General features: G+C 59.3%; 6 protein-coding genes. 4 read left to right on the forward strand and 2 right to left on the reverse strand.

Annotated elements, in window-relative coordinates; translation table 11 throughout:
- The 4 genes from CKO27_RS23555 to CKO27_RS23570 form a co-directional block, all read left to right on the forward strand.
- On the forward strand, positions 1-131 hold a 131-nt coding region (locus CKO27_RS23555), incomplete at its 5' end, for a type II toxin-antitoxin system RelE/ParE family toxin (protein WP_200377348.1).
- A gap of 389 nt (positions 132-520) precedes the next feature.
- Entirely contained in the window at positions 521-772 is a 252-nt protein-coding gene (locus tag CKO27_RS23560; RefSeq protein WP_200377349.1) for a type II toxin-antitoxin system prevent-host-death family antitoxin, read from the forward strand.
- 7 nt (positions 773-779) lie between these two features.
- Entirely contained in the window at positions 780-1,091 is a 312-nt protein-coding gene (locus tag CKO27_RS23565) for a type II toxin-antitoxin system RelE/ParE family toxin (protein WP_200377350.1), read from the forward strand.
- Between the two features lie 138 nt (positions 1,092-1,229).
- The gene (locus CKO27_RS23570; protein WP_420825868.1) at positions 1,230-1,913 is read left to right on the forward strand and encodes an Rpn family recombination-promoting nuclease/putative transposase; all 684 of its coding nucleotides are present in this window, start codon (positions 1,230-1,232) and stop codon (positions 1,911-1,913) included.
- A gap of 551 nt (positions 1,914-2,464) precedes the next feature.
- Here CKO27_RS23570 and CKO27_RS23575 read toward each other — a convergent pair.
- A complete protein-coding gene (locus CKO27_RS23575) occupies positions 2,465-2,767 on the reverse strand; it encodes a HigA family addiction module antitoxin (RefSeq protein WP_200377351.1) in 303 nt (100 codons plus the stop codon).
- Positions 2,768-2,779: 12 nt separating this feature from the next.
- Entirely contained in the window at positions 2,780-3,076 is a 297-nt protein-coding gene (locus CKO27_RS23580; protein ID WP_200377352.1) for a type II toxin-antitoxin system RelE/ParE family toxin, read from the reverse strand.
- Between the last annotated feature and the right edge of the window lie 99 nt (positions 3,077-3,175).

Raw genomic sequence — 3,175 nt, forward strand, 5'->3', positions numbered from 1 at the left:
CCGGTGTGTTTGTCTACAAGTTCCAATGCGTCGGCAGACGCTTTCTGCTTGCGTACGAATACGACCCAGACACCCGGTGGCTGCTGTTGGTCGGTACGCATGAGAATTTCTATCGCGATCTGAAACGTTGAATGGGTCGTCCTCGTCGCGGAGCGATAAGGCACGGCGATCGACCCCGCGCAAGATGACATGCCGCAGGCGGTGACTCGTTGCCCGCATCTCGCAAGGAATATCCGAAACGTGCCTGATCAACGCCAACGGCTCACCACCTATCGGTTTACGTAGCCAGGGCTTCTAGCCCTGGAAAACCAGGTCAGAATGGCCTGGCTACGCAGGCCTGGAGCGGCTATTCCGGTTGGTTCCCGGAAACTGACAGGTGATAAGCGCCAGCGGTCTAGCAAAAAACATGGTCTGTCCCTGAGGTGCAATGGGAGACCTGACCCCGGCTTCTTCGGTTGCACTCAAATCCCGTCGGCCCTAAAATCAGAGCCTATTTTGTAGCTTATTCCGAGTAGCAACGATGGATACGATCTACGCAGACCAAACTATCAGTATGTCCGAGTTCAAGAAAAACCCGGCGCAAGTGCTGCGCACGGCTGGCGATAAGCCGGTGGCGGTGCTCAACCATAACCGCCCGGCCTTCTACATGGTGACGCCCAAGTTGTTCCGGTTGCTCGTTGAAGAACTGACCGATCACGACCTGGTGGAGATGGCCCGGGAACGTCTGACGCGCAGACACACGGCCATCGATGTCGATATCGACCAGATCTGACACTGTTGTGACGTACCGACTTCAGTTTTTACCCGAGGCGCTTGAGGAATGGCAGGCGCTGGATGGCAGCGTCAAAACCTTGCTGCGCAAGGCCCTCAAAAAACGGCTCGAGCAACCACATGTTCCGGGTTCTGAACTTCACACCGAGCTACGCCACTGCTACAAAATCAAACTGCGCAAGATGGGATACAGGCTCGTCTACGCCGTTGAGGAGGATGTGCTGGTCGTGCTGGTACTCTCGGTCGGCAAGCGAGAGGAGATGGCTGCCTACCTGCAAGCCATCGAGCGACTTCTGACCAAAGACAGAACTGATCGATGACCCAGGTTTGGAAGTAAGAACCGGTCTTGCTCGATTCAAGACCCTACCCCCTTGGACTGGCAAGGCGTGCAATGGGAGACCTGACCCCGGCTCCGCTGCGCGGCTTCGTGCCCGGCAATTGGCGATTGGGTCCAGGCGCTGGATCTCACCACCCTGGAGCGCTGCAGCGGGAGCTATGTCATCGACGACCTGCGCGACCGCGCCGACGACCTCGTCTGGCGTCTGCGCTGGGGTGAGGACTGGCTCTACGTCTACCTGCTGCTGGAATTCCAATCCACCATCATCGACCCCTGGATGGCGGTTCGCATCCAGACCTACCTCGGTCTGCTCTATCAGGATCTCATCCGCGCCGAGCAACTGAGCGCCGCCGGACGCCTGCCACCGGTCTTGCCGATCGTGCTCTACAATGGAGCCCAGGTCTGGAATGCCGCCGAGACCCTGGAGCCTCTGATCGAGCCCGCACCGCCGGTGCTCGCGGCCTATCGCCCCCGGCAAGGCTACCTGTGGCTCGACGAGCGACGCCTCGCCAAGGTCGAGCGCCAGCCGACACGCAATCTCAGCGCCGCGCTCTTTCGGCTCGAAGCCAGCCGTGGCTCAAGCGAGGCGATGGCCATCGTGCGCGCCGTCATCGACTGGCTCAAGGATCCCGGGCAAACCGGACTGCGCCCGGCCTTCGCCGTCTGGTTTGGCCGTGTCTTCCTACCCAAACGGCGGCCCGGTATCCACTTTCCACCTTTGACGGATCTGATGGAGGTCTATCACATGCTGGCCGAGAATCTGGAAGCCTGGACCGATCAGTGGGAACAGCAGGGCCTGGAGTAGGGCCTGGAGCAGGGCCGTGAGGCGGCCCGGCACATCCTCATCCGCCAAGTCCGCCGCCGCTTTGGCCCGGTCATCGCCGAGCAGACCAGCCTGCTGCTCGCGCGCATCGCGGACCTCCAACAGTTGGAAGAATTGGGTGATCAACTGCTCCTCAGCTCAAATGGAGAGGACTGGTTACGCCATGTGCGCGAGGCGGACGCTTGATGAAACGGAGCGGCTCATGAGACGTTCGCCAAAGGTGTGCAATGGGAGACCTGACCCCGGCTTTCCCGCGGGCGGTGACTCGTTGCGCGCATCTCGCAAGGAATATTCCGAAACGTGCCTGATCAACGCCAACGGCTCACCACCTATCGGTTTACGTAGCCAGGGCTTCTAGCCCTGGAAAACCAGGTCAGAATGGCCTGGCTACGCAGGCCTGGAGCGGCTATTCCGGTTGGTTCCCGGAAACTGACAGGTGATAAGCGCCAGCGGTCTAGCAAAAAACATGGTCTGTCCCTGAGGTGCAATGGGAGACCTGACCCCGGCTATGACCCAAAACCCCGGCTTTCTCTTTAATTGTGACCTGTCCCGGTTATTCGATTCAGCCGCTCGATATGTGGCCGTTGCCGGTTATATTCGGCTTGCCACAGATCATAAGCCGCCTGCATACGCAGCCACATCTCGGCATTGATGCCCAGCCAATCCTGCAAGCGTAAAGCCATGTCGGCACTGATGCCCGCATGGCCATTCAGGATGCGCGATAGCACCGCCCGCGTCACACCTAACTGCTTTGCTCCCGCCGTGATCGTCACCGCCTCCGGCCAGCCGTCCTTGAGAACCTCACCGGGATGCAGCGGATTGTGCATACGACTCATGGCTCTCTACTCCTAGTGGTAATCCAGATAATCGACCAACTCCGCGTCTGCACCGTCAAATCGAAACATTACGCGCCAGTTGGCATTGACGGTCACGGCCCAGAACCCTGACAACTCCCCGGTCAAAGGGTGCAATCGCCAAGCCGGAAGACCCATTTCCTCCGGACACGCCGCGACATCCAATGCGGACAACTGCGCACGCAGCCGATGGGCGTGATGAGGCTGAATGCCCGCCTTGCTCCCTGTGCGGCCTTGTTCATAAGCCCGCCCAAGTCCGCGTCCAGAACTTGGTGATGGATGTGCGGGGATTTGGCAGAACCCTCGAAATTTCCTACCCTTGGAAGTGCAAACTCACCGAGGGTTCGGAAAGATGTTCGAAGATCCTGCCGAGATTGACTTTAGACCAAG

The organism is Thiocystis violacea (genome assembly GCF_016583575.1).
In the GTDB taxonomy this organism is placed as follows: domain Bacteria; phylum Pseudomonadota; class Gammaproteobacteria; order Chromatiales; family Chromatiaceae; genus Thiocystis; species Thiocystis violacea.

Coding starts and splice junctions, on each gene's coding strand:
- CKO27_RS23560 (WP_200377349.1), top strand. CDS start 521: ATGGATACGATCTACGCAGACCAAACTATCAGTATGTCCGAGTTCAAG.
- CKO27_RS23575 (WP_200377351.1), bottom strand. CDS start 2,767: ATGAGTCGTATGCACAATCCGCTGCATCCCGGTGAGGTTCTCAAGGAC.